The organism is Xanthobacter tagetidis (assembly GCF_003667445.1).
Lineage (GTDB): Bacteria > Pseudomonadota > Alphaproteobacteria > Rhizobiales > Xanthobacteraceae > Xanthobacter > Xanthobacter tagetidis.
On the sequence record NZ_RCTF01000030.1, the window covers coordinates 1 to 25243 of the forward strand.

The window sequence follows — 25243 nt, forward strand, 5'->3', positions numbered from 1 at the left end:
GTCCTCGCCGGACCCCCGGCCTGCCGGAGTAAACGGCCTCCCGCCCGCGCCTGCGGAGCGTTAGGGGCGCTCCGCAGGCGCTCTCATTCCAACACATCTCAAACAGACAAGCCGGAGGGCGACGGCGTGAAGCGGAGGCGCCAGGGGATCATGGCAGAGCCTCACAACGGCTTGTAGGCGCCGTCCTTCCAGACATAGACGATGTAGTCGAGCTTGGTGATGTCGCCCTTCTTGTCGAACGAGAGCGGGCCGAGCACGGTGTCGAACACCTGCCCGGAGTGCATCGCCTGCGCCACCTTCTGGGGGTCGACGGACTTGGCCGCCTCGGCCGCCTGCTTGAGGACCTGAACGGCGGCGTAGGAATAGAGCACGTAGCCCTCGGCATCGATGCCCTTCTTGGCAAACTGCTCGACGATCTTCGCCGCCGCCGGGTTCTGGCGCGGGTCGGGGCCGAAGGTCATCAGCGTGCCCTCCGCGCCGGGGCCGGCGATGCCCCAGAACTCACGGTCGGTCAGGGAATCCCCGCCCATGAGGACCGTCTTCATGCCCTGGTCGCGCATCTGGCGCACGATAAGCCCCGCCTCCGGGTGAAGGCCGCCGAAATAGACCAGGTCGACGCCCGCTGCCTTCATCTTCGACACAAGGGCGGAATAGTCCTTCTCACCGGGATTGATGCCCTCGTAGAGCACCTCCTTGAGGCCGTCCTTGTGCATGGCCATCTGGGTCTGGTCGGCGAGGCCCTTCCCGTAGGGCGACTTGTCCTGGACGATGGCGACCTTCTTGTCCTTGTAGTTGGCCGCGATGTAGGCGCCGGCGACGGACCCCTGCTGGTCGTCGCGGCCGCAGGTGCGGAAGGTGTTCCACATCTTGCGCTCGGTGAAGACCGGGTTGGTGGAGGCGGGCGAGATCTGCAGCACCCCGGCGTCCTGGTAGTCCTGCGATGCGGCGATCGAGATGCCGGAATTGATGTGGCCGACCACGAAATTCGCCCCGTCGGTGATGAGCTTGTTGGCGGCCGCGACGCCCTGCTCGGGCTTGCCGCCGTCGTCGGCGGACAGGAGTTCGATCTTCTGGCCGAGGATGCCGCCCTGCGCGTTGATGTCGGCGACCGCGGCCTCCACGCCGCTGCGCATCTGCGCGCCGAACGCGGCGATGCTGCCGGTGAACGGGCCGGCGGCGGCGAGCTTCACCTGGGCGAGCGCCGGCGTGACCGCGCCGACGCACAGCCCCGCGCCGATGGCGAGCAAGGCAAGCTTGAGCTTCGTCATCTGATACCCCTCGAATAGGCCGCCGATTGCCCGGCGCGCATCTTGCCCTAACGATATAGCCGACGCCGGCACCGGCGGGCGAGCCCCCCGCAGAGCAAGTCGCGTGCCCGGACGAACGGCGACGATGCGCGGGTCCGGAACGCGAAAAGGCCCGCGGCATGCCGCGGGCCCTTCCGTCGTCCTCAGGTGGTCCTCAGCCGTCAGGGCCGGGGACGGACCGGATCACATCTGCTCGTAGCCGCCGTTCTTCCAGACATAGACCACGTAGTCGAGCTTGGTGATGTCGCCCTTCTTGTCGAAGGAGAGCGGGCCGAGCACGGTCTCGAACTTCATGCCGGAATGGATCTTCTCGGCCACCTTCTTCGGGTCGAGGGACTTGGCCGCCTCGGCCGCCTGCTTGATGACCTGCACCGCGGCATAGGAATAGAGCACGTAGCCTTCCGGATCGACGCCCTTCTTCTTGAACTGCTCGACGATCTTCGCCGCCGCCGGGTTCTTGCGCGGGTCGGGACCGAAGGTGGTCAGGGTGCCGGTGGCGCCCTCGCCGGCGATGGCCCAGAACTCCTTGTCGATCATGCCGTCGCCGCCCATGAGGACGGTCTTCATGCCCTGGTCGCGCATCTGGCGCACGATCAGGCCAGCTTCCGGATACAGGCCGCCGAAATAGACCAGGTCGGCGCCGGTCGACTTGATCTTGGAGACGAGGGCCGAATAATCCTTCTCCTTCGGATTGACGCCCTCGTACATCACTTCCTTCATGCCGCCCTTGTTGAGGCCCTTCTGGGTCTCGTCCGCGAGGCCCTTTCCGTAGGGCGTCTTGTCGTGGACGATGGCGACCTTCTTGCCCTTGAAGTTCTTCAGGATGTAGGCGGAAGCCACCGCGCCCTGCTGGTCGTCACGGCCGCAGGTGCGGAACGTGTTCCACATCTTGCGCTCGGTGAAGGTCGGGTTGGTGGAGGCGGGGCTGATCTGGAGGACGCCGGCTTCCTCATAGTCCTGGGACGTGGGGATCGAGACGCCGGAATTGTAGTGGCCGACCACGAACTTGGCGCCGTCGGTGATGAGCTTGTTGGCGGCCGCCTTGCCCTGCTCGGGCTTGCCGCCGTCGTCGCCCACCAGGAATTCCACCTTCTGGCCGAGGATGCCGCCGGAGGCGTTGATGTCGGCGATGGCGGCCTCGGTGCCGTTCTTCAGCTGCGCGCCGACCGCGGCGAGTTCGCCGGTGATGGGGCCGGCGACGGCGATCTTGACCTGCGCCTGAGCCTGGGCGGCAAAGGCAAGGCCGGCGCCGAGGGCCAGCGATGCCAACAAGAGCTTCTTCATCTCAACCTCTCCCCTTCTGTCGGTTTCCGGCGCTCAGGTCCGGTCCCGGGAAACAGTAGCACGCGCAATAGGAGAACGCTTCGGGCTTGCAGCGGCGACGGGCGCCGCGCCGGTGAGGCCGGCCGCCACGTCGCGACCCGGCCAAAAGGCATCGGGATACCCTCACCCGCCGGGTCCCGCGCGCCGCGGCGAGGCCGGAGCGCGAAGGCATTGTGCGCAAATTCCGGGGTCTGTCGATGGCCGCCACCCTAGGCTAATCAGAGGGCATCGCCCGGCGCATCGCCGGAGCGTTCACGCCAGGCAAACGGCCCGTGGGCTTCGAACATCCAGCCGTATTGCGCCGTCATCTGCTGGCGCCGAACGAAGCGGAAGCCCAGTGCGGCCACCGCCATCAGCAGCAGGAATTCCATCACGAAGTGCTGAAGCGAGAACAGCGTGTCCTCGAACAGAGCGAAGTGGCAGAAGCGCACCGCGCCGGCGAGCAGCACCACATAGGCGACGAGGTTCCAGAACGAGCCCCAGCTCCGCGCCACCGCCTGCCCGGTGCGCCAGGCCGTGGCGCCGCCGAGGATCAGGCTGACGAGGATGAAGTCCCCGAAGGAGGTCTCCACCAGGAGATGGGGCCAGACCACCAGCGCGACGGCGAGCGCGGCGAGCGTCGCGATCGGCGTCACCAGCATGGGCGAGGTGGCGCGGCCGGGATTGCGCACGCGCTCCATCAGCGCCCCCCTTCCAGATAGGCCGCGCGCACCTCGGGCCGCGCAAGCAGATCGGCGCCGGTGCCGGACATGGTGACGAGGCCGTTCACCATCACATAGCCGCGATGGGCGAGCTTGAGCGCATGGAAGGCGTTCTGCTCCACCAGGAACACGGTGAGGCCGCGCTCGGCATTAAGGGCGCGGATCACGTCGAAGATCTGCCGCGCCACCAGCGGCGCGAGGCCGAGCGAGGGCTCGTCCAGCAGCAGCAGCCGCGGGCGGCCCATGAGCGCGCGGGCGATGGAGAGCATCTGCTGCTCGCCGCCCGACAGCGTCCCGCCGCGCTGGGAGACGCGCTCCTTCAGCCGCGGGAACAGCTCGAACATGGCGGCGAGATCTTCCTGGAAATGGGCGCCGCCGTCCAGCGCCGCGCCCATCTGCAGGTTCTCGTAGACGCTCATGCGCGGGAAGATGCGCCGCCCCTCCGGCGACTGGGCGATGCGCATGCGCATGATCTCGTGGGTGGGCAGGCGGGTGATGTCCTGCCCGTCATAGATCACGCGCCCGTCGCGCGCCCTCGGCGCGCCGCAGATGGTCATCATCAGCGTTGACTTGCCGGCGCCGTTGGCGCCGATCAGCGTGACGATCTCGCCCTCGTTGACCTCGATGTCCACGCCCTTGAGGGCGATGATGTTGCCGTAGAAGGCGGTGACGCCCTCCACCTTGAGCAGCGGCGGACGGACCGGCGCGGCGGCGGGCGCGGCCGGGGTTGCGGGCGAGGTCGCGCCGGTGGTCGCGATCATGGGTTCGCCTCCGCGCTCAGCGCCTTGGTTGCCGCCGCCTCGGCGACCGCCTCCTCCTCGTCCTCGACGCCCAGATAGGAGGCGATGACGCGCGGGTCGTGGCGCACCTCGTCGGGCGTGCCGTCGGCGATCTTGCCGCCATATTCCAGCACCACCACGTGGTCGGAAATCTCCATCACCACGCTCATGTCGTGCTCGATCAGCAGCACCGAGGTGGCGTGCTCGGCGCGGATCGAGAGCAGCAGTTCGTTGAGCGCCGCCGATTCGCGCGGATTGAGGCCGGCGGCGGGCTCGTCGAGGCACAGCAGCACCGGCCCGGTGCACATGGCCCGGGCGATCTCCAGGCGCCGCTGGTCGCCATAGGAGAGGTCGCCCGCCGGGTCGTCGGCACGCTGGATCAGGTGGGTCTTCTCCAGCCAGTAGACGGCGCGATCCACCGCCCCCTTCTGCTTGCGCTGCCACGACGGCAGCCCGAGCAGCGCCGCCGGGCTCAAAAGCCCGGTCTCCGAAAGCGACATGTGCTGCGCCACCAGAAGGTTTTCCAGCACCGTCATGCCCGAGAACAGGCGGATGTTCTGGAACGTGCGCGCCACCTTCGCCCAGGAGGCGACCCTGTGGTCCGGCAGCCGCTCCAGGAGATAGACCGCGCCCTTGCCGGTGCGGGTCCAGGATTCGCCCGCCGCGGTCACGGCGTCGAGTTCGACCGCCGTCGCCGGGCCGCCATGGTTCAAGGCGAGGCGGCCGGCGGTGGGCTTGTAGAAGCCGGTAATGCAGTTGAACACCGTGGTCTTGCCGGCGCCGTTGGGGCCGATGACCGCGGTGACGTCGCCCCGCCCCGCGCGGAACGACACGTCGTTGACGGCGATCAGGCCGCCGAAGCGCATGGACAGATGGTCCACCACGAGGATGGGATCGGCATCCCAGGAGCGCGCGGGGGGAGCCGAAGGCGCGGCGCACATCAGCCGTGGCCCTCCTTCACGAGGCTGCCGGAGACCGACTTGCGCTGCTTCAGGAAGATGGTGGGCATGCGGTTCGCCACCAGCCCGCGCGGACGCCACACCATCACCGCCACCATGGCGAAGCCGAAGATCAGCATGCGGTAGAGCGTGGGGTCGAAATTGGGTCCGAACAGCCACTCGTTCTTGAGGAAGGAGAGATTGCGCAGCATCTCCATGCCGCCGATCAGCAGGATCGCGGCGGCCGCCACGCCCATCTGCGAACCCATGCCGCCCAGCACGACGATGGCGAGGATCACCGCCGATTCCATGAAGGTGAAGCTCTCGGGCGAGACGAACCGGATTCGCACGGCGAAGAACGCGCCGGCGAAGCCGCCGAACATGGCGCCGATGGCGAAGGCGGTGAGCTTGGTAAGCGTGGTGTTGATGCCGAGCGAGCGGCAGGCGATCTCGTCCTCGCGCAGCGCCTCCCAGGCGCGGCCAACGGGCATCTTCCTGAGCCGCACGGTGACGAGGGCGGTGAGCGCGGCAAGCCCCAGGATGACGAAGTAGAGGAAGATCATCCGGTGCATGGAATCGAAGGGGAGGCCGAACATGTGGGCAAAGCCGCCCTCCCCGGACGAGAAGGGAATGCCGAAGAAGGAGATGGCCGGGATCGAGGCGATGCCCGCCCCGCCATTGGTCAGCGACACCCAGTTGATGAGGACGAGGCGGATGATCTCGCCGAAGGCCAGCGTGACGATGGCGAGATAGTCCCCGCGCAGCCGCAGCACGGGGAAGCCGAGGATTACGCCCCAGAAGGCGGCGAGGATGCCGGAGACCGGCAGGCAGACCCAGAACGACCATGCGGTCCAGAAGCCCTCGCCCAGATGCCCGGCCAGGAAGTCGTTGATGGGCACCGAAGTGGAGAGCAGCGCGAAGGTATAGGCCCCCACCGCGTAGAAGGCGACGTAGCCGAGGTCGAGCAGGCCCGCGAGGCCCACCACGATGTTCAGCCCCCAGCCCAGCATCACATAAGTGAGGATATAGATGCCGATATCGATCCAGTAGCGGCTCGGACCGAGCCCGCCCACCAGCGTCACCGCGATCAGCGGATAGGCGATGGCGAGGCCGAAGAAGACCGGCTTCACCAGCGCCGAGGCCACGGCGCCGAGGCGCGGCCAGGGGCTCGCCACCGCTTCCGCCTCGGCGACGCTCTTGGGCGGCACCCGGGCGGCGGACCGGCGCGGGCCGTCGCCGCGCCAGACCGTGAGGTTGAGGACCAGGCGCCCCGCCGTCACCATCAGCGCGAACACCGCGACGAGGCCGAAGCGGTAGTCGAGCACGAGGGAGCCCGTGCCCGATTCGGTGGCGTGGAAGCCCACCAGCGGCAGCAGCACGAAGAAGGTGAGAAGCCCGCTCGCCAGCGCCTCGGAGACGGCGCGCTCCACCACGGACTTTTCGCGCCGCGCCGGCCGGCGCGCCGGCGGCACCTGGGCGAGGTCGGTGCGCTTCACCGCATCGGGATTGGTGGCGTCGACCGGATCGGCGGACGCCATCACACCTTCTCCACTTCCGGCCGGCCGAGCAGGCCCTGGGGCATGAAGATGAGCACCACGACGAGGATGGAGAACGCCGCCACATCCTTGTATTCGATCGAGAAATAGGCCGACCAGAAGGTCTCTATGAGGCCGATCAGGAGCCCGCCGAGCACCGCCCCCGGCAGCGAGCCGATGCCGCCCAGCACCGCGGCGGTGAACGCCTTCACGCCCGGCACGAAGCCGTCGGCGAAGTTCACGACGCCGTAATACATGAGGAACATCACGCCCGCGACGGCGGCGAGCGCGGCGCCGATGACGAAGGTGAGCGAGATGGTGCGATCCACGTTAACGCCCAGCAGTGCGGCCATCTTGCGGTCCTGCTCGCAGGCGCGCTGGGCGCGGCCGAGCGGCGTCTTCTGCACCAGCCACCAGAACACGAGGAGAAGGCCTGCGGTGACGGCCATGATGATCACCTGCTTGTAGGCCAGCGTCACCTGGTAGCCGTCGCGCTCCATGATCACGAACACGTCCGTGACCATGGGCGGGATCGGCTTGTTGCGCGGGCCCTGCGTCACCTGGACGAAGTTCGACAGGAAGATGGACATGCCGATGGCCGAGATCATCGGCGCGAGCCGGAACGAGCCGCGCAGCGGCCGATAGGCCACGCGCTCGATGGTCCAGCTGACGAGGCCGGTGAAGATCATGGCCACCACCAGCGTGATGACGAGGATGAGGAAAATCGAACTCATGCCGAGCACGGTCGTCAGCATGAGGATACAGATGAGGCCGGTGAAGGCGCTCACCATGAACACGTCGCCGTGGGAGAAGTTCACCATGCCGATGATGCCGAACACCATGGTGTAACCGATGGCGATCAGGCCGTAGATCGACCCGAGGGTCAATCCATTGATGAGCTGCTGGACGAAGACTTCCATCCGCCGCTTAACCCCTCTGGTTCTGGTGCGCCTATGATTTCATCATGCCCGGTGATTGGGCTAGGCTTTCCTAAAGTCATAACCTGCCGCGACGCCACGCACAATTCGCCCCGGCGCCGGCGCGTGTCCCCTATATAGGTGGATCGGGACACCCGAGGCGGCAGCGGAACGGAAGGAAGATCATGGCGCTAGAAATGTCCGGCAGCTACGACATCGCCCTGCCGCGCGAAAAGGTATGGGCCGCGCTCAACGACCCGGCCGTGCTCAAGGCCTGCATTCCCGGCTGCGAGGAGCTGGAGCAGGTTTCGCCCACCGAGCTGAAGGCGCTGGTGGTGGCGAAGATCGGCCCGGTGAAGGCGAAGTTCCGCGGCACGGTGGTGCTGTCCGAGCTTGATCCGCCGAACGGCTACCGCATCGGCGGCGAGGGCGAGGGCGGCGTCGCCGGCTTCGCCAAGGGCGGCGCCGTGGTGTGCCTTGCCGAGATTGAGAGCGGCACCCGGCTCGACTACACGGCCGAGGCGCAGATCGGCGGCAAGCTGGCCCAGCTCGGGCAGCGCCTCGTGGCGGGCACCGCGAAGAAGCTCGCCGACGACTTCTTCCGCAACCTCGCCGCGCTGGGCGATCCGGCGCCGACCGGCGACGCCGCCGGCTGACGGCCGCGCCTGGGCGTTCCTGGCGCTCTGCAACCCTTGCGCGACAAGGGCCTGCGTGGGGGCACGACAGCTCGGCGCCCCTTGACCCCGGCGCCCCGTACCGTCACCTTGGCGCCTCACCGCCGCGCAAGACCGGCGGGCCGCCTGCCGACATCGAGGAACTCGCCGTCGCCGGGTCAATGATGCGCCGTGCCGTTCCTCAGGAGCGGTTCGGTGCCGGGGCGGGAGCGGACCGAAGGGGCGTGTGTCTCATGCCAAACCCTGCGGCTCATGTTGTCACGACTGAAGCTCGACCCCTTCCTGCCGGCGCTGGTCGGCACGGTTCTCCTCGCCTTGGCCTGGCCCCAACTCGGCGTCACCGGCGGGCCGCTGCGGGCCGACCGGGCCGCCACCTACGGCATCGCCATCATCTTCTTTCTCTACGGCGCGTCGCTGGAAACCAGCCGGCTGGTGGAGAGCGCGGCGCGCTGGAAGCTGCATCTCGTGGTGCAGCTCGCCACCTTCGTCCTGTTCCCGCTCGTGGTGGTGGTCGCCATGCCGCTCATCGGCAAGGTGTTACCGCCCGAGGTGGCAGTGGGCTTCTTCTTCCTCGCCGCCTTGCCCTCCACGGTCTCCTCGTCGGTGGCGATGACCTCGCTGGCGCGCGGCAATGTTCCGGTGGCGATCTTCAACGCGTCCATATCGAGCCTGATCGGGGTGTTCCTCACGCCGCTGCTGATGGCGTCCTATCTCCACGCCACCGGCGGCCACATGGCGCTCGGCGACGTGATCGTGAAGCTCATCACGGTGGTCATGCTGCCGCTCGGCTTCGGCCAGTTGGTGCGGCCGCTGATCGCGAAGCTCATCGCCCGCCACAAGGCGGTGGTGAAGGTGGCCGACCGTGGCGTGATCCTTGCCATCGTCTACAACGCCTTCTGCGACAGCATCGCGGGCGGGGTGTGGAGCGGGCAGAGCCCGTCGCTCGTCGTCGAGATGGCGGCGGGGGCGGTCTGGCTGTTCGCCGTGGTCTTCTTCGTCGTCCAGGGCATCTGCCGGATCGCGCGCTTCCCGGAAGCCGACACGGTGGCGGTGGTGTTCTGCGCCTCGAAAAAGTCGCTCGCCACCGGCCTTCCCATGGCGACCGTGATGTTCGGGGCGAACCCTCAGCTTTCGCTCATCATCATGCCGATCATGCTGTACCACTTCCTGCAGCTTGTGATCGTCGGCTTCATCGCCGGCCGCTACGGCGTGCGGGCGGATGCGCTGGAGGCGATCGAGGCGGCGGAGGCGAGCGAGCCCTCGCTCCTGCCGGAGGAGGCGCCCGCGCCGCCGCCGAAGGTGCGCCGGCGCGCCTGAAGCGGCGCGCTGGCTTGTTGCTGGTCGGTTCGGCTTTCAGTTCAGCTTAATGCCGGCCTTGGCGATGATGCCGGCCCACTTGGTGGATTCCTCGGCGAGGAACGCCTTGAACTCGGCGGGGGTCGAGCTGTCCGGCTCGACGCCGATCTCGATCAGGCGCTTCTGCACCGCCGGATCGGCGACCGTGGCGACGATCTCCTTGTTCAGCCTGTCGATCACCGCCTGCGGCGTGCCCTTGGGCGCGGCGATGCCGAACCAGGCGTAGGATTCGTAGTCCTGCACCCCCTGCTCGGCCATGGTCGGCACGTTCGGCAGCGCCTTGCTGCGCGCCTTGGTGGTGACGGCGAGCGCGCGGATCTGGCCGGCGGCGAGCTGGGACGAGACGTTGGGGATGAGCTGGAAGCTCACCGGCACCTCGCCCGACACAAGGTCGATGGCGAGCTGGCTGCCCGAGGGATAGGGCACGTGCGACATCTGCGTGCCGGCGACGATGTCGAAATAGGCCGCCGCCAGATGCTGCGACGAGCCGAGGCCGACCGAGGAATAGTTGATCTGGCCGGGCTTGCTCTTCACGAAGGCGATGAACTCGGCCACGGTCTTCACCGGAATCTTGTCCGGGTTCACCACCAGCACGTTGACGAGCTTCGCCACCGTGGAGATGGGCTCGAAATCCTTCTCCGGGTCGTAGGGCAGCCCGCCCAGGGTGCGGTTGACGACGAACGGCCCGGGGGCCGCGAACACCAGCGTGTAGCCGTCCGGCGCGGCCTTGGCCGCCGCCGCGGTGCCGGTATTGCCGCCCGCGCCCGGCCGGTTCTCGACGACCACCCGCTGGCCGAGCCGCGCCGAGAGTCCGTCCGCCACGATGCGGGCGATGGAATCGCTCGCGCTGCCGGCGCCGAACGGCATGATGAGCTTGATGGCACGGTCGGGATAGGCCTGGGCGCTGGCGGGCTGGACGCCCGCGACGGCGGCGAAAGCGGCGAGCGCGGCGACAAGGCCGCGGATGGACTGGCGCATGAACCCCTCCAAGGGTTTCGTGAGTTCTTGTTCTTCGGCAAAGCGCGCCGCCGCCGTGGCGGAGCGCCGGAACGGGCACGGCCTCAGGCCGCGTCCCGTGCGAGGGCCGCCATAATCCACAAATATTGGCTGGGTTCAACGCAGCGGAAGACCGGGACAGGCCCCGTCCTGCAACCTGGAGGATGCCCGAGCCGCCCCCTCCCGGCGCAACGGGAAGGCGGCGAGCCGGCCGCCCTCCCCCCATGTCCGCGCGGCGTTCAGACCGCGGCGCGCGGATCGTGCCGGGCGAGGCGCGCCAGCAGGTAGTCCACCTCGGCACGGGCCGCCGCGGTGAGCGCGGAGCCGGGCTTGCGCTGGGCGTCGGAAGCGATGAAGCCGCGCTTCATCATCACATACTTGCGCACCGCGAGGCCCACGCCCTGCTGCTGCTCGTAGCGCAGCAGCGGCAGATGGGCGTCGAACAGATCGTGCGCCTTGTCGCGCTCGCCTGCGTTCTGGAGGCGCACCACCTCGCCCAGCATTTCGGGGAAGGCGTAGCCGGTCATCGCCCCGTCCGCGCCGCGCTCCATCTCGAAGTCGAGGAACAGGCCGCCATTGCCGGTGAGGATGGAGATCGGCCGCATCGAGCCGTCCTTCTGGAACGCGCGCAGCGCCGAAATCTTCTCCAGGCCCGGCCAGTCCTCGTGCTTCAGCATCACGCAGGACGGGTTCTCCTGGACGATCTGGCGGATCACCTTGGGCGTCATCTGCACCGTCAGCGTCAGCGGATAGTCCTGGATCACGAACGGGATGTCGCCGCCGATGGCCTCGATGGCCTGGCGGTAGTAGCCGGTGATCTGGTCGTCGGTGCGCATGTGCGTCGGCGGGGCGATCATCACGCCCGCCGCGCCCTTCTCCATGGCCGCCCGCGCCAGCCAGCGCATGGCCGCGAAGCCGGGCGCGGAAACGCCGACGATCACCGGGAGCTTGCCGAAGCCGGCGACGAAGCGCGCCGTCACGGCAAGCGATTCCTCCGGCTCCAGCTTCGGCGCCTCGCCCATGATGCCGAGCACGGTGACGCCGGTGGCGCCGGCCGCGAGATAGCGGGCGATGAGGGTGTCGAGGGAGCCCTCGTCGATCCTGCCTTCGGGCGTGAAGGGGGTCGGGGCGATGGGGAACAGGCCGGAGGCGCTGGCGTCGAGAAGCATGGCAAGAACCGATCAGATGCTGGCGATGAGCCCGCCATCCACGCGGATGACGGAGCCGGTGACATAGGACGAAGGAGCGCCCGCGAGGAAGGCCACCACATTGGCATATTCCTGCGGCTCTCCGTAGCGGCCGACGGGGATGGAGCCCGTGCTCTCCGCCGCGACCTCCTCCACCGTGCGGCCTTCCCGCTCCGCCTTCTTGGCGTCGAGGAAGCGGATGCGGTCGGTGGCGATGCGGCCGGGCAGCACGATGTTGGCGGTGATACCGTCGCGCGCCACCTCGCGGGCGAGCGTCTTCGACCAGCCCACCAGCGACAGGCGCAATGCGTTGGAGATGGCGAGGTTGGGGATCGGCGCCACCACGCCGGACGAGGTGGAGGTGACGATGCGCCCCCACTTCCTCGCCCGCATGCCGGGCAGCACGCGGTCGGTGAGCGCGATCACCGACAGCACCATCTGCTCGAAGCTCTTCGCCCACAGGGCCGGGTCCTGGCCCGAGGCGGGCGTCGGCGGCGGACCGCCGGTGTTGTTCACCAGCACGTCCACCGGGCCGAGCGCGGCCTCGATCTCCGCCACCCGCGCGTCGATGCCGGCAAGGTCGGAGAGGTCGAACGCCAGCGCATGCGCCACTCCGCCTTCGGCGATGATGGTCTCCTTGACGCGGGCGAGCGCCGCCTGGTCGATATCGCCGAGCGCAACCTTCGCGCCCTCGCGCGCCAGCGTCGCGGCGATGGCGCCGCCCAGTCCGCCGCCGGCGCCCAGAACGAGCGCGGTCTTGCCCTTCAAGCCCAGATCCATGGGGGGTCCTTTCGTGGTCTTCGGTCCCGCGCGGGCGCTCAGTCGGCGATCCCGAGCGCGGGGGTGATGGCGCCCCAGATCGGGCCCTCCGGCGCGCCCGAGGCGGCGCGTGCGAGATAGTCGGCCTTGCTGTACTGCATGTGGTCGACGCACAGCTGCGCCAGCGCCCAGCTGTCGGTGCCCTGGAGCAGCTCGATCATGATGTCGTGCTGGCGCAGCGAGATCAGGAGGCCCTCGCGGTCGGCGAGGTTCTTCGCCCGCATGGGAAGGGTGAGGCCCATATAGTCCTGCAGCGTCTGCACCAGATAGGGATTGCCGCAGCCCGAGAACAGCACGAGGTGGAAGGCGTCGTTGGTCTCGTGCATGCCCCTCAAGTCGCCGGCCTCGGCGTGGCGGGCATAGTCGGCCTGGATCTCCTTGAGCCGTGCGACCAGGTCGGCCGGTGCCGGCAGGGGAATCTTCAGCGCCGCCTGGCGGGTGAGCATCTCGCGCACCTCGTAGATCTGGCGCACCTCGTCGGGCGAGTAGGAGCGCACGGTGGCGCCCACGTTCTTCTCGCGCCGCACGATGCCGAGGCGTTCCAATTGCACCAGCGCCTGGCGCACATAGTGGCGCGAGGCGCCGTAGCGCGCCATCAGCGTGTCCTCCACCAGCCGAGAGCCGGGGGCGAGCCGGCCGAAGATGATGTCCTCCTCGATCCGGCGCTGGATCTCGGCCTGCCCGTCCTCGCGGCAGGTGGCGGAAGGGGAAGCCTCGCTCATGCCGCGCTCCGGCTCTGGTGCTCGAACCCGGACAGACGATAGCAGTCCTCCACCAGCCGCAAGGTCTCGAGATTGTCGGCGGGTGATGTCTCGAACGGCGCGCCGTCGCGCAGGCAGGCGACGAAATGGGCGATGGTCGCCGCATAGGAGCCGGCATAGGCCGCGTCCGGATCATAGGCGATGGCCTGCGCCTCCCGCCCCGAGAGCGAGAGGTCGGAGCCGTCGAGGCGGATGGCGCCGTCGGAGCCCACCACCAGCAGCTGATCGCGCGCCTGGGCCGGCGCGCCGTGCGCCGCGAAGGTGGCGAACACGCTGACGCCGCGCCCCTCGGCGGTGGAGAGATGGATCACCGCCCCGTCCTCGCCCAGCAGCGCCGGGCAGGTGCGGGTGAGCGCCGCGGCCTCCACCTTCAGCGGCCCGAGCAGCATCCGCAGCGTGTCGAGATGGTGGATCAGAACCTCGGCCACCAGCATCCGCTTCTCGCTTGCCATGAAAGGCTGGCGGTCGAGCGCGGGATAGCGCCCCTCGGCATCCGGCACCGTGCCGGAGGTGACGAGAGTGAGTGCGGCGGCCTCCACCTTGCCGATGCGGCCGTCGCGCAGCCAGCGCGCCGCCTCCCGGTAATAGGGGCGGAAGCGCCAGTTCTCGTGCACCATCAGCCGCACCCGGTCGCCGATGTCGGCCACCAGGCGCTCGGCCTCGGCAAGGGTCGGCGCCAGCGGCTTCTGGCACAGGATGGGCAGGCCATGGTCCGCCACGAGGCGCGCCAGGTCGGCATGGACGGCGCGCGGGGCGGCGATGTCCACCGCGTCGAGCCCGCCCACCGCCAGCATCGCCGCGGCGCTGTCGAACACGGCGGGAATGCCGAAGGCGTCCGCCCGCTCACGCGCCCGCTCAAGCGAAGGATCGGCGATGGCCGCCACATGCGCGGCATCGCCCAGCTGCCGCCAGCCCTTGAGATGGTGCTGGGTGACCCAGCCGGCGCCGATGAGGCCGACGCGGAGCGGCGCGGCCATCAGTGCGCCCTCCGCTGCACGGCGGCGCCGATGACGGCCGCGGCATCCTCGCGCGGGGCGATGGCGAGGCCGCTTTCGGCATCGAACAGGTAGGCCGCCTCGGGGCGGAAGAACAGTTCCAACTCCTGGTCGAGCGCCACCATGACCTGGCGCGGCAGGCGGGCGGTGATCTCGGTCTCGCCGTCGAGCGCCACCAGCACCAGCGTCTCGGCGCCCAGCGGCTCCACCGCCACCGTGCGCCCGCGCAGCTTGCCAATGCCCGCGCCCGCCGGCCGTTCGAGGCTCAGGTCCTCGGCGCGCACGCCGAGCGTGATACGGCGGCCGGCATAGGGCACCAGCGCTGCCTCGCTCCAGCGACTGAGCGGCGCGTCCACCGCCATGCTGCGAGCGCGGGCGCCGTCGAGCGTGGTCGCCATGAGGTTCATGGGCGGGGCGCCGAGGAAGCGGGCGACGAAGGTGTTGGCCGGCTGCCAGTAGACCTCCAGCGGCGCGCCGATCTGCGCCACCTTGCCGGCATTCATGACGCAGATGCGCGTGCCCATGGTCATCGCCTCCACCTGGTCGTGGGTGACGTAGATCATGGTGGATCCGAGCCGATTGTGCTGCTTGATGATCTCCGAGCGGGTGTTGACGCGCAGCGCCGCGTCGAGGTTCGAGAGCGGCTCGTCGAACAGGAACACCTGCGGCTCGCGCACCATGGCGCGCCCGAGCGCCACGCGCTGGCGCTGGCCGCCGGAGAGCGCCGCCGGCCGGCGCGCCAGAAGCGGCACGAGGCCGAGGATCTCGGCCACCGCCTTCACCCGCCGGTCGATCTCCGCATTGGGGATGGCGCGGCGGCGCAGGCCGAAAGCGAGGTTCTCGGCGACGCTCATGTGCGGGTAGAGCGCATAGGACTGGAACACCATGGCGATGTCCCGGTCCTTGGCGGGCACGTCGTTCACCACCCGCCCGTCGATGGAGAGCGTGCCGCCGGAGATGGTCTCCAGCCCCGCGATCATGCGCAGCGTGGTGGACTTGCCGCAGCCCGAGGGACCGAGCAGCACCATGAACTCGCCGTCCTCGATGGTGAGGTCCACGTCCTCCACCACCACCGGCCCGCCCATGCCGTAGCGCTTGACGATCTTGTCCAGTCTCACAACGGCCATATCAGCCTCACTTGATGGCGCCTGCGGTCATGCCGCGGATGAGCTTCTCCGAGAAGAAGACGTAGGCGATGATTACCGGGATCACCGAGACCATCACGCCGGTGGCGATCATGCCGATGTCCTGGAAGTGGTCGCCCATGAAGGCGCGGATGCCGATGGGCAAGGTGCGCTTGTCCGGGTCGGTGATGAGCACCACCGCGAACAGGAACTCGTTCCAGAGCTGGATGAAGTTCAGGATCAGCGTGGTGGCGATCGCCGGCATGCCCACCGGCAGCACGATGCGCCAGAAGATTTCGAGGTCGCCATACCCGTCCATCTTGGCGGCGTCGAACAGATCCTGCGGGATGCGCGCGAAGAAGCCCTCCAGCAGGTAGACGGTCAGCGGAAGCTGCAGCGAGATATAGACCAGAGCGAGCCCGAACAGGCTGTTGTAGAGGTTGTAGTCCACCAGGATCTGGTAGAGCGAGATCAGGGTGATCTGCGGCGGGAAGATGATCGACGAGAACAGGATCGAATAGATCAGCCGGTTGCCGCGGAAGCGGTAGCGCGCGAGCGCATGGGCCGCCGCCGCGCCGATCAAGGTGACCACCACCACCGCCCCCACCACGACGATGGCGGAATTCCAGAAATAGACCGCGAAGCCGGACTCCCAGGCGGTGCGGTACTGCTCCCAGCGGAACACGGTGGGCCAGGCATAGGGCGCGGCGCTGATCTCGGCCGTGGTGCGCACCGACATGGTCGCGAGCCACAGGAACGGGCCGAGCGTGTAGATGGTGTAGAGGCCCAGAACGACGGCCAGCACTCCCTTGCCGAAGAAGCGCGGCAGGGGCCGGCGCGCCGGATCCTGGGGCTCGGTGCCGGGTCGCAGACCGGCGTCGAGGACGGCGGATTGGCTCATGTCAGTACTCCAGCCGGTCCTTGGACGCGAGCACGCGGTTGAGGATCAGGACCGAGGCGCACACCACCAGGAACCACACGGTCGCGATCGCCGACGGGTAGCCGAGGTCGAACGTGTTCCAGTTGAAGGCGCGCTTGTAGACGTAGGTGGACACGGTCTCGGTGGCCCACAGCGGTCCGCCCTGGGTCATGATCCAGACCAGGTCGAAGATCTTCATCTTGCCGATGAAGGAGAGGATGTAGAGCGACAGCAGCGTCGGCCGCAGCATCGGGATGATGACGAAGCGCAGCTTCGCGCCCCAGCCGCAATTGTCGAGTTCCGCCGCCTCCAGCACCTCGCGCGGCAGCGAATGGATGGCGGCGAGGCACACCACCATGTTGAAGCCGGCCCACTTCCAGGCATGGGTGACGATGAGCGAGCCGAGCGCGAGGTTGGGGTCGCCGAGCCACGAGGAGGCAAGATCGCCGAGCCCCACGGTGCGCAGGATCACGTTCACCGCGCCCCAGTCGTAATTGTAGATCCACATCCACAGGATCGCGACCACGACATAGGACAGGAGCACCGGCGTGAACCACGCCACCCTGAGGAAGCGGGCGAAGGGCACGCCGGCATAGAGCGCGAGCGCCAGCAGAAGGCCGGTGGCGACGTCGAGGATGGGCGCGATGAACGACCAGACGAAGGTGTTGCGCACCGCGATCCAGAACGTCTCGTCGCCCATCAGCTCCACATAATTGGCGAAGCCGACGAACGTCGCCTCCAGCCCCTCGATGTGGAAGAAGCTGTCATAGATGGTGCGGAATGCGGGGTATGCGGTCAGGCCCGCATAGACCAGCAATCCCGGTCCCAGGAAGATGGACAGCACCAGCCGCGTGGCCCGGCGCGGGTCGGCGAGGCCCGTGGAGGAGGAAGCTCGCGCTTCCCCCCTGTCTTTGGCGTTCACGGTGGCGATGTCCGTCATGGTCACTTCTTGAGGCAGGCGGCGTCCATCTTGTCGGCCGCGTCGGCGACGCTGATGAGGCCGGCAGGGAACGCGTTGTTCATGACCTGGACGTAGGTTTCGGCGCACTTCGCACGGTAGTGCAGCAGCGGCGTGCCGAAGAAATAGTCCACGTCCTTGTTGCGGGCGTTCAGCTCCTCGAAATAGGCCTTGTGGGGGCTGACGATCTTGGCCGGGTCGGACTTCAGGCCGCTCTGCAGCGACACCTGGCTGACCCACTTGGTGCCGTTCTCCACGCTCGCCATGGACTTGAGCAGCTTGCCGGCGCAGTCCTTGTTCTTGCCGCGCGAGTACATCACGAAGCTGCCCGACACGGCGAGGGTCTTGCAGTTGGGGCAGGCGCCGTTGTCCATGGCCGGGAACTGCATGATGCCGAGCGGAAAGCCCGCGGGCATGCCGCCCTTCTCCGGCGGCGCGAAGGCACGGCCCGTGAACCAGGAAGGGTCCGGGAAGGTGAGCGCGCCGGGCGTGTTGTAGAAGTAGAAGTGGGACTCGCCGAGCTTCAGCGTCGAGAAGCTCTTGGGATAGGCGCCGTCATCCACGAGCCCCTTCACCCAGGTCATCACCTCGACCACGCGCGGGTCCTTGAACGACAGCTCGCCCGACAGCAGCTTGCCGTAGTCGTCCTTGCCGAGCTTGCGCAGCAGGCTTTCGAACAGGAGCTGGCCACCCGGGAACGGCCGGTCGCCCACGCCCTGAGACACCGGGGTGATGCCGGCGGCGACGCCCTTCTTCACGAGGTCGGCGAACTGGGCCTGGGTGAGCTGGAACGAGGCCGGAACCTCCACCCCCACCTTCTTCACCTGGTCCTTGTTGTAGTAGAGTTCCAGCGTGTAGGCCTCGACCGGCACCGCATGGAGCTTGCCCTTGGCGGTCCAGGCAGGCTTGGCCCACGGCTCGATGGCGTTGACGTCGATATAGTCGTCGAGCGGCTCAAGGAAGCCGCCGGCGAGGAATTCCGGCTGGTCCGGCTCCATGTAGAAGATGTCCGGCGCCTGGCCGGTGCGCACCGCGGACTTCGCCTGGGTGTAGATGTCGGCCTTGGGGATGAAGCTGAGCTTCACCTGGCACTGCGGGTTGGCGGCCTCGAACTCCTGAACCCGCGCCGATACCCAGTCCTTCTTGGCGGGCTCGTCGGGCCAGTTGCTCCACATGGTGATCTGGGTCTGCGCCTCGGCGGAGGCCATGCCGGCGCCGATGGCGAGCGCCGTCAGTGCCACCAGACCGAAACCCCGGCCCACATTGCGAATGCGTCTCATCATGTCCTCCCTGCTGATCTGTTCTGATTTTGGTGGGAGAGTAGGGCGCCTCCGATGATTGTCAATAATCAATCGCGACACTGGGCGGAAAAAGCCATTACGCAGCGCGATACCCATTTCATTATTGACAATCATCGAGTGCTTGCCAATTGTCCCCGCTCAAGGTCGGCGGCATCGTTCAGGGCGACCGTCAACGACCGGCAAGGGAAGACGAGGATGGCGCGCGGACTGAGAAAAGGGCTGACCAGCTACGGGGACGACGGCTTCGCGCTGTTTCTGCGGAAGGCCTTCATCAAGGCGATGGGATATTCGGACGACGCGCTGGAGCGGCCCATCGTCGGCATCACCAACACCTTCAGCGACTTCAACCCCTGCCACGGCAACGCGCCGCAGCTGATCGAGGCGGTCAAGCGCGGCGTCATGCTCGCGGGGGCGATGCCGATGGTGTTCCCCACCATCTCCATCCACGAGAGCTTCGCCCACCCCACCTCCATGTTCCTGCGCAACCTCATGGCCATGGACACGGAAGAGATGATCCGCGCCCAGCCCATGGACGCGGTGGTGGTGATCGGCGGCTGCGACAAGACCCTGCCGGCGCAGATCATGGGCGCGGCGAGCGTCGATCTGCCGACCGTGGTGGTGCCGGTCGGCCCCATGGTGGTCGGCCATCACCGCGGCGAGGTCCTGGGCGCCTGCACCGACTGTCGCCGCCTGTGGAGCGCGCACCGCGCCGGCGAGATGGACGAGGAGGAGATCGCCGCCGTGAATGGGCGCCTCGCCCCCTCTGTCGGCACCTGCATGGTGATGGGCACGGCGTCCACGATGGCCTGCATCACCGAGACGCTCGGCCTCTCTTTGCCCATGAGCGCCAGCATCCCGGCGCCGCACGCGGAGCGGGTGCGCCTCGCCGAGGCAAGCGGCAAGGCCGCGGCCCGCCTCGCTGTGGAAGGCGGCCCGAAACCGAGCGACCTCCTGACCCCCCGAGCCTTCCGCAATGCCATGGTGGTGATGCAGGCGATCGGCGGCTCCACCAACGGCATCGTGCACCTCACCGCCATCGCGGGGCGCACGCCGCACGGCCTCGACCTCGACACGCTCGACGAGATCGGCCGGAAGGTGCCGGTGCTGGTGGACCTGAAGCCCTCCGGCGCCCACTACATGGAGCATTTCCACCATGCCGGCGGCGTGCCGAAGCTTTTGGCCCAGCTCGGCGACCTCGTGGACCTCGACGCCCCGACCGTCTCCGGCGGCACGCTGCGCGACAGCGTCGCCAATGCGGAGGACGTGCCCGGCCAGGACGTCATCCGCCCGCGCACCGACCCCATCAAGGCGCAGGGCTCCATGGTGGTGCTGCGCGGCAATCTCGCCCCCGGCGGCGCGGTGCTGAAGCAGGCCGCCGCCACCGAGCGTCTGCTCCAGCACACCGGCCGGGCGGTGGTGTTCGAATCGGTGACGGACATGGCGGCGCGGATCGACGATCCCGATCTGGACGTGACCGCCGACGACGTGCTGGTGCTGCGCAACACCGGCCCCAAGGGCGCACCCGGCATGCCGGAGGCCGGCTACCTGCCGATCCCCAAGAAACTCGGCCGCCAGGGCGTGAAGGACATGGTGCGCATCTCCGACGCACGCATGAGCGGCACCGCCTTCGGCACCATCGTCCTGCACATCACGCCCGAATCCGCGGTCGGCGGCCCGCTGGCGCTGGTTCGCACCGGCGACCGCATCCGGCTCGACACCGCCGGGCGCCGCATCGACCTTCTGGTGGAGGCGGAGGAGCTGGAGCGCCGCCGCGCCGGCCTTGCCGGTGCTCCCGGGCCGGTCCTGCCGGAGCGCGGCTACGCCCGGCTGTTCTCGCAGACCGTGCTGCAGGCGGACGAGGGCTGCGACTTCGACTTCCTGCGCCGCCATCCCGGCGAGGACGCGTGAGCGCGGCGCCGCCGCTCTGCCTGCCGCCGCGCCCGATCGCGGGAACGCCGGCGCAGCCGCTGCTGCCGCCGGGCGCCTGCGACACCCACATCCACGTCTTCGGGCCGCCGGAGCGCTATCCGCTGGTGCCGGGGCGCAACTACACGCCCCGTCCGGCCGCGCTCGACGCCTATCTGCCCGTGATGGAGGCGCTGGGGATCGCCCGTGCGGTGCTGGTACAGCCCAGCGTCTACGGCACCGACAACGCGGCGCTGCTGGACGCGCTCGGCCGCATGCCGGACCGGCTGCGCGGCGTGGTGGTGGTTCCGCCAACGATCACGGACGGCGAGATCGCCGCGCTTCATGCGCGGGGCGTGCGCGGCATCCGCGTCAATCGCCGCAATCCGGGCGGCCTGTCGCTGGACGACCTTGCCGTTCTCGCCCGCCGGATCGCCCGCTTCGGCTGGCACATCCAGCTTCAGGCGGTGATCGGCGACGGCCCCGCACTCGCCCCCGTGGTACGTGACGCGCCGGTGCCGGTGGTGCTCGACCATATGGGCTTCCTCTCGCCCGCTTTGCCGCGCGAGGAAGGCCCGTTCGCCGAGCTTCTGGCGCTGCTCGCCGAGGGAAATCTCTGGGTCAAGCTCTCCGCCCCCTACCGTCTCGCTCCGCTTGAGGACGGCGCCTATGGGCGCCTCCTGCCGTTCGTCTCGGCCCTGGTCGCCTGCCGCGCCGACCGCCTGCTGTGGGCCACCGACTGGCCCCACCCCGAGCGCTTCGACTTCGTGCCGGACGACCTCGACCCGGCCCAGTTCCTCGGCCTCGACCACGCCGACGCCGCCACGCGCCGCCGCATCTTCGTGGACAATCCGGCCGTGCTCTACGGGTTCTAGAGAGCGATTGGCAGAGAACGCGTTATTCGATCGGACCGATGGCTGCGAAGTGTTCGATCTGCGTGCCGCCGACGCTTCCGACAGCGCCGAAACTGTGATGATCCTCGGCCCCATCTCCAGGCGCCGCAGGTGATGCCCGTGCCCGCCTCGGGACCCATGACGAAGCCCGCGGTCCGGCGCCTTGCTTCAGACCCACGCCACACGCAGCCCTCCGCCCGAAGACCGTTCATGGAGGCGGCCGCAATGCGGTTGACAGGGCTTTGACCAATGTTGTTTGTTACAACAAATAACTGGGAGGAACGACGAAGGCCCATCCGGGGGACGCTGCGGCGTCCGCTGCTGTTCCTTCGCGTCGAGACGTGACGCTGCGTCTCTAACCAAGGAGAAGAACGCATGACGCACATGCCGGTCGTCTACGCCACCAACGCCATTCATTCCGATGCGATGGCTCGTCTGGCGCCCCACGTCCGGCTGGTGATCGGCGCCGACACCTCGGACGAGACGATCCGCCGCCACGTAGAGGCCGCCGACGCGGTCATCGTGCGCGCCAAGCTGCCCGACGACGTTTTCGCTGGCACGAACCGGATCAGGGGCGTGGTGCGCCACGGGGTGGGACTGGACTTCATCCCCGTGGAGGCCGCGACAGCCAAGGGCATTCCAGTCGCCAACCTGCCCGGCAGCAACGCCAATGCCGTTGCCGAATATGTCTTTTCCGCCCTGTTTCACCTGAGGCGGCCGCTTGGCCGGATGGACGCCGATCTGCGGGCCTCGGGCTGGGGCTCGGCCCGAGGACAGGCCGACGCAACGATCGAGATCGGTCCCACCACCATCGGCATCGTCGGTGTCGGAACCATCGGCAAGCGGATCGCCGCGATCGCCCAGGGGTTCGGCATGCGTGTGCTGGGAGCCTCCCGCTCCGGCGCGCCGGTTCCCGGCGTCGAGATCGTTCAGCTGGAAACACTGTTTCAGGAGAGCGATGCCGTCGTGCTCGCCTGCCCTCTGTCTGACCAGACCAGAGGGCTGGTCGATGCCGCCATGATCGGGCGGATGAAGCCCGGCGCCGCGCTCATCAATCCGGCGCGCGGCCCCGTGGTGGACACCAACGCCCTCGTCGCGGCCCTCGCTTCAGGCCGAATCGTTGCCGCCCTGGACGTCTACGACCTTCAGCCGGTCCCCGCCGGCAGCCCCCTGTTCGACTTGGACGGCCTGCTCATGACCCCCCATGTGGGCGGCATCACCTCGACCTCCATGCGCGCCATGAGCCTCGGTGCCGCCGAGGAGATCCTGCGCGTTCTGCGCGGCGAGGAACCGGTCAACCTCGTCAACCCCGCGTATCGCCTGGCCAAGGCCGGCTGACCGCCGTTCCCCGCCGGGCCTGCCCATACCATTCCGCCTCTGGAGCATTTCCGATGAAGATTGATGACGTCTCCCTCACCCTGTTCGCGTGGGACGACATTCCGCCGACCGCCTACGCCGCCCATACCGGACGCTTCAAGGGTGCGAGCAAGATCGGCCTGCTGACCATTTCGACCGACGCCGGGGTCAAGGGCCACGCTTTTCTCGGTTCTGCCTACAATTCGGCCGAGCTCGACGGCCCGATGCTGATGAAGTTCCTGAAGCCTGCCGTGATGGGGCAGGACCCGCTTGACCGCGAGCGGCTCAATGCGGCGCTTTGGCGGAGGGTGCGCAACACCACCATCCGCACCATCGGCGCCATGGATGTGGCGCTGTGGGATATCGCCGGAAAGGTGGCGAACCTGCCGATTCACCGCCTGCTCGGGTCCTACCGTGATCGCGTGAAAGCCTACGCCTCGTCGCAGATTCTCGACAGCGCGGAGGAGTATGCGGAAGAGGCGCTGCACTATAAGTCCATCAACTGGGCTGCCTACAAGCTTCATCCGCCTCAGGAGTGGCGCGAGGACATCCGGTGCTGCAGCGCGGTGCGCAAGGCGGTTGGAGACGATTACACGCTCGCGCTGGATTCCGCCTGGGCTTATACTTATGATGAGGCGGTCCGGGTCGGTCTTGCGATCCAGGACATGGGCTATGCCTGGTATGAAGACCCGCTGACTGACGCGGACATCTATAATTATACCAAGCTCCGGCAGAAGCTGAACATCCCGGTCATGGCCACCGAGTTCCCGGCGGCCGCGCTCGATTCCTACGCGCCCTGGATCATGGCGCAGGCGACCGACTTCCTGCGCGGCGACGTGGCGCTGAAGGGCGGCCTGACGACCGTGATGAAGACCGCGCACCTCGCCGAGGCTTTTCACATGAACTACGAGGTCCACCACGGGGGCAACTCGCTCAACAACGTGGCGAACCTGCATGCGGTGATGGCGATCAAGAACACCACGCTGTTCGAGGTGCTGCTGCCCGACGGCGCGCAGAAGTACGGCCTCGCCACGGACATCGAGCCCGATGCCGATGGCTACGTCTATGCCCCCACCGAACCCGGCCTTGGCGCCGACATCGATTTCGAGCTGATCGAGAGGAAGAAGGTGGGCGTCCTGACCTGAGGACCAAGCCCCGTCAGTTCGCGTCGGCGCGCTCGCTTACCCGGCGAGCGGGCCGTTGCGCGCAAAATCAATTGGGAGGAATACACTTGAAATTGCAATTTGTTACTCTGGCCGCCCTGGCCGCGTCCCTCATGGCCGGCCCAGTTAAGGCCGAGACCTTCCCGACCCGCACCGTGACCATCGTCGTCCCGTTCTCGGCAGGCGGCAGCACCGATACGGTTGCGCGCCTTGTCGCGACCAACCTGCAAGGCCAGTTCGGCCAGCCTTTCGTGGTTGAGAACAAGCCTGGCGCCAGCGGCAATATCGCCGCGTCCTACGTGGCCCGATCCGCGCCTGACGGCTACACGCTGTTCATGGGCACGTCCACGTCCATCGCCAACATGAGCCTGTTCAAGAACCTCAACTACGACATGCTGACGGACTTCGTCCCGGTGTCGCAGACGGTCTACACGCCGCTGGTGATGATCGTGAACCCGAACAGCCCGGCAAAGACGTTCCAGGACTTCCTGAAGATGGCGAAAGAGGCGAAGCAGCCTCTGACCTACGGGTCCGGCGGCAGCGGCACCTCGCAGCATCTGGCCGGCGCGCTGTTCGAGAACCTGGCGGACGTGAAGATGGTGCACGTCCCCTACAAGGGTGCGGCCCCCGCCGTGACCGACCTCATGGGTGGTCAGATCGACGTGATGTTCTCGCCGCTGGTGGATGCCATCGGCTATATCCGCGGCGGAAAGCTGCGTGCGCTTGCGCTCACCACGCCCAAGGAGAGCGCCCAGCTTCCCGGCGTGCCGACGCTGGCCTCGGCGCTCGCCGGCTTCGACGTGCCGACCTGGAACGGCATCTTCGCGCCGGCCAAGACTCCGCCCGCGATCGTGGATGCCTTGAGCAAGGCGATCCAGAAGGCCATGCGCGAGCCGGACATGATCAAGACCGTCGAGGGGCAGGGTTCCGACCCGGTGGGCAGCACGCCGGCCGAGTTCAAGTCCTTCGTCGAGAAGGAGCAGAAGGTCTGGCAGCGCCTGGTGGAGATTTCGGGCGCCAAGGTCGAATAGGCCTGCTCGCGTTCCGCGCCGGCCCATGATGGCGGGCGGCGTGGGGGCGGGGCCGATCTCGGCGGGCGCGGCGCCAAATGCCGCGCTCGCCCTTGTTAGGGGCCGGCCTCGCGGCCGTTCGCGCAGCGCGCGGCGGGCAGGTGCCGCGCACCCGCCGCTTCACGCCTCGGCGGCGCACTCGCGCAGGCTGGCCTCGATGATGTCGAGCGCCTCGCCGAACACCGCGTCGGGGATCGTCAGCGGCGCCAGGAAGCGGATCACGTTGCCGTAGACGCCGCACGACAGCAGGATCAGCCCCTTGGCGA

General features: G+C 68.1%; 23 protein-coding genes and 1 pseudogene. 7 read left to right on the forward strand and 17 right to left on the reverse strand.

Going from position 1 to position 25243, the window contains the following annotated elements; all coding sequences use genetic code 11:
• Nucleotides 1-161 precede the first annotated feature (161 nt).
• The 7 genes from D9R14_RS22175 to D9R14_RS22205 all read right to left on the reverse strand — a co-directional run bounded on the left by D9R14_RS22175 (nucleotide 162) and on the right by D9R14_RS22205 (nucleotide 7503).
• Nucleotides 162-1268, reverse strand: a complete 1107-nt coding sequence (locus D9R14_RS22175) for a branched-chain amino acid ABC transporter substrate-binding protein (RefSeq protein WP_121625752.1) — start codon at nucleotides 1266-1268, stop codon at nucleotides 162-164.
• A gap of 222 nt (nucleotides 1269-1490) precedes the next feature.
• On the reverse strand, nucleotides 1491-2591 hold the full coding sequence (locus D9R14_RS22180) for a branched-chain amino acid ABC transporter substrate-binding protein (RefSeq protein ID WP_121625753.1): 1101 nt from the start codon (nucleotides 2589-2591) through the stop codon (nucleotides 1491-1493).
• A 257-nt stretch (nucleotides 2592-2848) separates the two neighbouring features.
• Nucleotides 2849-3310: a DUF6867 family protein gene (locus tag D9R14_RS22185; RefSeq protein ID WP_121625755.1), complete on the reverse strand. Its 462-nt coding sequence runs from the start codon at nucleotides 3308-3310 to the stop codon at nucleotides 2849-2851.
• Complete coding sequence (locus D9R14_RS22190) at nucleotides 3310-4092, reverse strand: ABC transporter ATP-binding protein (RefSeq protein ID WP_121625757.1); 783 nt, start codon at nucleotides 4090-4092, stop codon at nucleotides 3310-3312. The genes D9R14_RS22185 and D9R14_RS22190 overlap by 1 nt, the downstream gene beginning before the upstream one ends.
• Nucleotides 4089-5051: an ABC transporter ATP-binding protein gene (locus tag D9R14_RS22195; RefSeq protein WP_121625767.1), complete on the reverse strand. Its 963-nt coding sequence runs from the start codon at nucleotides 5049-5051 to the stop codon at nucleotides 4089-4091. The genes D9R14_RS22190 and D9R14_RS22195 overlap by 4 nt, the downstream gene beginning before the upstream one ends.
• On the reverse strand, nucleotides 5051-6586 hold the full coding sequence (gene livM / locus D9R14_RS22200; protein WP_121625769.1) for a high-affinity branched-chain amino acid ABC transporter permease LivM: 1536 nt from the start codon (nucleotides 6584-6586) through the stop codon (nucleotides 5051-5053). The genes D9R14_RS22195 and livM overlap by 1 nt, the downstream gene beginning before the upstream one ends.
• Nucleotides 6586-7503 (reverse strand): ABC transporter permease subunit, encoded by a 918-nt coding sequence (locus D9R14_RS22205; protein ID WP_121625776.1) that lies wholly within the window; start codon nucleotides 7501-7503, stop codon nucleotides 6586-6588. The genes livM and D9R14_RS22205 overlap by 1 nt, the downstream gene beginning before the upstream one ends.
• Nucleotides 7504-7685: 182 nt before the next feature.
• Here D9R14_RS22205 and D9R14_RS22210 point away from each other — a divergent pair, with 182 nt between their 5' ends.
• Both D9R14_RS22210 and D9R14_RS22215 read left to right on the forward strand, forming a co-directional pair.
• The gene (locus tag D9R14_RS22210) at nucleotides 7686-8156 is read left to right on the forward strand and encodes an SRPBCC family protein (protein WP_121625778.1); all 471 of its coding nucleotides are present in this window, start codon (nucleotides 7686-7688) and stop codon (nucleotides 8154-8156) included.
• A gap of 270 nt (nucleotides 8157-8426) precedes the next feature.
• The gene (locus D9R14_RS22215) at nucleotides 8427-9491 is read left to right on the forward strand and encodes a bile acid:sodium symporter family protein (RefSeq protein WP_121625779.1); all 1065 of its coding nucleotides are present in this window, start codon (nucleotides 8427-8429) and stop codon (nucleotides 9489-9491) included.
• A gap of 36 nt (nucleotides 9492-9527) precedes the next feature.
• On the opposite strand, the gene D9R14_RS22220 is transcribed toward D9R14_RS22215, so the two are convergent.
• The 9 genes from D9R14_RS22220 to D9R14_RS22260 form a co-directional block, all read right to left on the reverse strand.
• Entirely contained in the window at nucleotides 9528-10508 is a 981-nt protein-coding gene (locus tag D9R14_RS22220) for a Bug family tripartite tricarboxylate transporter substrate binding protein (RefSeq protein ID WP_121625780.1), read from the reverse strand.
• Between the two features lie 257 nt (nucleotides 10509-10765).
• Nucleotides 10766-11695, reverse strand: a complete 930-nt coding sequence (locus tag D9R14_RS22225; protein ID WP_121625782.1) for a dihydrodipicolinate synthase family protein — start codon at nucleotides 11693-11695, stop codon at nucleotides 10766-10768.
• Between the two features lie 12 nt (nucleotides 11696-11707).
• Nucleotides 11708-12493, reverse strand: a complete 786-nt coding sequence (locus D9R14_RS22230; protein ID WP_121625784.1) for an SDR family oxidoreductase — start codon at nucleotides 12491-12493, stop codon at nucleotides 11708-11710.
• Nucleotides 12494-12531: 38 nt separating this feature from the next.
• Nucleotides 12532-13254 (reverse strand): GntR family transcriptional regulator, encoded by a 723-nt coding sequence (locus tag D9R14_RS22235; protein WP_121625786.1) that lies wholly within the window; start codon nucleotides 13252-13254, stop codon nucleotides 12532-12534.
• A complete protein-coding gene (locus D9R14_RS22240; RefSeq protein ID WP_121625788.1) occupies nucleotides 13251-14270 on the reverse strand; it encodes a Gfo/Idh/MocA family protein in 1020 nt (339 codons plus the stop codon). Before D9R14_RS22240 ends, D9R14_RS22235 begins: the two co-directional genes overlap by 4 nt.
• Nucleotides 14270-15415, reverse strand: a complete 1146-nt coding sequence (locus tag D9R14_RS22245) for an ABC transporter ATP-binding protein (protein WP_121625790.1) — start codon at nucleotides 15413-15415, stop codon at nucleotides 14270-14272. Before D9R14_RS22245 ends, D9R14_RS22240 begins: the two co-directional genes overlap by 1 nt.
• Before the next feature lie 7 nt (nucleotides 15416-15422).
• Nucleotides 15423-16313 (reverse strand): carbohydrate ABC transporter permease, encoded by an 891-nt coding sequence (locus D9R14_RS22250; RefSeq protein WP_121625792.1) that lies wholly within the window; start codon nucleotides 16311-16313, stop codon nucleotides 15423-15425.
• 1 nt (nucleotide 16314) lies between these two features.
• A complete protein-coding gene (locus D9R14_RS22255; RefSeq protein ID WP_121625794.1) occupies nucleotides 16315-17271 on the reverse strand; it encodes a carbohydrate ABC transporter permease in 957 nt (318 codons plus the stop codon).
• 2 nt (nucleotides 17272-17273) lie between these two features.
• A complete protein-coding gene (locus D9R14_RS22260; protein WP_170168710.1) occupies nucleotides 17274-18569 on the reverse strand; it encodes an ABC transporter substrate-binding protein in 1296 nt (431 codons plus the stop codon).
• 216 nt (nucleotides 18570-18785) lie between these two features.
• On the opposite strand from D9R14_RS22260, the gene D9R14_RS22265 reads away from it, so the two are divergent.
• From D9R14_RS22265 to D9R14_RS22285, 5 genes are all read left to right on the forward strand, one after another.
• Nucleotides 18786-20498: an IlvD/Edd family dehydratase gene (locus D9R14_RS22265; protein ID WP_121625795.1), complete on the forward strand. Its 1713-nt coding sequence runs from the start codon at nucleotides 18786-18788 to the stop codon at nucleotides 20496-20498.
• On the forward strand, nucleotides 20495-21370 hold the full coding sequence (locus D9R14_RS22270; RefSeq protein WP_170168711.1) for an amidohydrolase family protein: 876 nt from the start codon (nucleotides 20495-20497) through the stop codon (nucleotides 21368-21370). The genes D9R14_RS22265 and D9R14_RS22270 overlap by 4 nt, the downstream gene beginning before the upstream one ends.
• A 393-nt stretch (nucleotides 21371-21763) precedes the next feature.
• Nucleotides 21764-22726, forward strand: coding sequence for an NAD(P)-dependent oxidoreductase (locus tag D9R14_RS22275; RefSeq protein ID WP_121625797.1), 963 nt, complete (start codon nucleotides 21764-21766; stop codon nucleotides 22724-22726).
• A 53-nt stretch (nucleotides 22727-22779) separates the two neighbouring features.
• Nucleotides 22780-23889, forward strand: coding sequence for an enolase C-terminal domain-like protein (locus D9R14_RS22280; RefSeq protein ID WP_121625798.1), 1110 nt, complete (start codon nucleotides 22780-22782; stop codon nucleotides 23887-23889).
• Nucleotides 23890-23975: 86 nt separating this feature from the next.
• The gene (locus tag D9R14_RS22285; protein WP_210210901.1) at nucleotides 23976-24938 is read left to right on the forward strand and encodes a Bug family tripartite tricarboxylate transporter substrate binding protein; all 963 of its coding nucleotides are present in this window, start codon (nucleotides 23976-23978) and stop codon (nucleotides 24936-24938) included.
• A gap of 159 nt (nucleotides 24939-25097) precedes the next feature.
• Here D9R14_RS22285 and D9R14_RS23455 read toward each other — a convergent pair.
• Nucleotides 25098-25243, reverse strand: a pseudogene (locus D9R14_RS23455) (4-aminobutyrate--2-oxoglutarate transaminase); the annotation flags it as partial.

Bases quoted from the DNA above. Each gene is read 5' to 3' on its own strand.
- D9R14_RS22175 (WP_121625752.1), bottom strand. From the start codon at position 1,268: ATGACGAAGCTCAAGCTTGCCTTGCTCGCCATCGGCGCGGGGCTGTGC.
- D9R14_RS22180 (WP_121625753.1), bottom strand. From the start codon at position 2,591: ATGAAGAAGCTCTTGTTGGCATCGCTGGCCCTCGGCGCCGGCCTTGCC.
- D9R14_RS22185 (WP_121625755.1), bottom strand. From the start codon at position 3,310: ATGGAGCGCGTGCGCAATCCCGGCCGCGCCACCTCGCCCATGCTGGTG.
- D9R14_RS22190 (WP_121625757.1), bottom strand. From the start codon at position 4,092: ATGATCGCGACCACCGGCGCGACCTCGCCCGCAACCCCGGCCGCGCCC.
- D9R14_RS22195 (WP_121625767.1), bottom strand. From the start codon at position 5,051: ATGTGCGCCGCGCCTTCGGCTCCCCCCGCGCGCTCCTGGGATGCCGAT.
- livM (WP_121625769.1), bottom strand. From the start codon at position 6,586: ATGGCGTCCGCCGATCCGGTCGACGCCACCAATCCCGATGCGGTGAAG.
- D9R14_RS22205 (WP_121625776.1), bottom strand. From the start codon at position 7,503: ATGGAAGTCTTCGTCCAGCAGCTCATCAATGGATTGACCCTCGGGTCG.
- D9R14_RS22210 (WP_121625778.1), top strand. From the start codon at position 7,686: ATGGCGCTAGAAATGTCCGGCAGCTACGACATCGCCCTGCCGCGCGAA.
- D9R14_RS22215 (WP_121625779.1), top strand. From the start codon at position 8,427: ATGTTGTCACGACTGAAGCTCGACCCCTTCCTGCCGGCGCTGGTCGGC.
- D9R14_RS22220 (WP_121625780.1), bottom strand. From the start codon at position 10,508: ATGCGCCAGTCCATCCGCGGCCTTGTCGCCGCGCTCGCCGCTTTCGCC.
- D9R14_RS22225 (WP_121625782.1), bottom strand. From the start codon at position 11,695: ATGCTTCTCGACGCCAGCGCCTCCGGCCTGTTCCCCATCGCCCCGACC.
- D9R14_RS22230 (WP_121625784.1), bottom strand. From the start codon at position 12,493: ATGGATCTGGGCTTGAAGGGCAAGACCGCGCTCGTTCTGGGCGCCGGC.
- D9R14_RS22235 (WP_121625786.1), bottom strand. From the start codon at position 13,254: ATGAGCGAGGCTTCCCCTTCCGCCACCTGCCGCGAGGACGGGCAGGCC.
- D9R14_RS22240 (WP_121625788.1), bottom strand. From the start codon at position 14,270: ATGGCCGCGCCGCTCCGCGTCGGCCTCATCGGCGCCGGCTGGGTCACC.
- D9R14_RS22245 (WP_121625790.1), bottom strand. From the start codon at position 15,415: ATGGCCGTTGTGAGACTGGACAAGATCGTCAAGCGCTACGGCATGGGC.
- D9R14_RS22250 (WP_121625792.1), bottom strand. From the start codon at position 16,313: ATGAGCCAATCCGCCGTCCTCGACGCCGGTCTGCGACCCGGCACCGAG.
- D9R14_RS22255 (WP_121625794.1), bottom strand. From the start codon at position 17,271: ATGACGGACATCGCCACCGTGAACGCCAAAGACAGGGGGGAAGCGCGA.
- D9R14_RS22260 (WP_170168710.1), bottom strand. From the start codon at position 18,569: ATGAGACGCATTCGCAATGTGGGCCGGGGTTTCGGTCTGGTGGCACTG.
- D9R14_RS22265 (WP_121625795.1), top strand. From the start codon at position 18,786: ATGGCGCGCGGACTGAGAAAAGGGCTGACCAGCTACGGGGACGACGGC.
- D9R14_RS22275 (WP_121625797.1), top strand. From the start codon at position 21,764: ATGACGCACATGCCGGTCGTCTACGCCACCAACGCCATTCATTCCGAT.
- D9R14_RS22280 (WP_121625798.1), top strand. From the start codon at position 22,780: ATGAAGATTGATGACGTCTCCCTCACCCTGTTCGCGTGGGACGACATT.